The sequence below is a fragment of the Candidatus Symbiopectobacterium sp. NZEC135 genome (assembly GCF_025962695.1).
Genome location: NZ_JAGFPF010000801.1, coordinates 1 through 924 on the forward strand (window position 1 = coordinate 1; position 924 = coordinate 924).

1 protein-coding gene is annotated in these 924 nt (G+C 56.8%); it reads right to left on the reverse strand.

Features of this window, described 5'->3' with window-relative positions; all coding sequences use genetic code 11:
• On the reverse strand, nt 1-924 hold a 924-nt coding region (locus tag J5224_RS30560), incomplete at both ends, for a host specificity factor TipJ family phage tail protein (protein ID WP_264628791.1).

Consider the following 924-nt stretch of genomic DNA (forward strand, 5'->3'; position numbering starts at 1 on the left):
CCGTTGGTGCCGGTACGCCATCAGACGCCGCATGCCGATACGGTAAGCGCGGTCCTGATCCAGAACCCCATCCAGTTTGTAATCCTCTACTTTGCGGGGTGTAGGGTTGTCCTCCGTACGGCACTGAACGGTTTCCTCCGCCCACGTAGTGCCGTTGATGTAGGTAACGTCTACGCCGTCGTAATCATCCTCTGATGGCGCAGTAAACGCGGTCTGCATCGGCTCGGTCATTTCCTGCGGCGTGATGGCCCCCGTCCAGGGTTTTATCCCTTCCCTGCCCGCTGATGCCAGCCCGTCAGATAACAGAAAATAGCCCATTCCCGCATTGGCGATCGTCTGGAGGATATCGAGCGCCGACTTGTTGCTTTCATTCGCCTCAAAGTCGAAGGTTTCACCGCGTGGCGTCCAGTAGTTGGCCTCCAGTGCAGCAATCGTCTCGGTGTCAGTGGCAATCCCCAGGCTATCAAGAATGTGATGCAGGGCACCGCTGATGCTGCGGTTGGGGTAACCATCATACTGGCGGGTTGCCACAACGTTTACACGCCGGTCAGACTGTGCGGCGATACGATTGCCGGTACGAACTGTCAGCGCAATGGTTGTGACATCGGCGTAACGTGCTGGCCGTTTACTGAGGCGAGAGCGCAACGCCTGCCAGTAAACCAGGTCACGCGTTGATCCGCCTGCGGTCGCCGTTGTGCGTCTCACGCGAACCTCAATTTGCCCTGCGGTGTCCACGTCAAACACTTCGGTAAAGCCGATCGCATCTTCTGAGCTGTCAGAGTAACGAATGGTTTTCTCTGTCCAGTCATCATCACCGACCACGCGATACTGAATAGCGACCGTGACCGCTGCCCCGCCCTTGTTCCCCTTGTTGTCGTAAGAGCAGAGCCCGCTGGTAAAAGCAAAATTGATTTCAAACCGCTT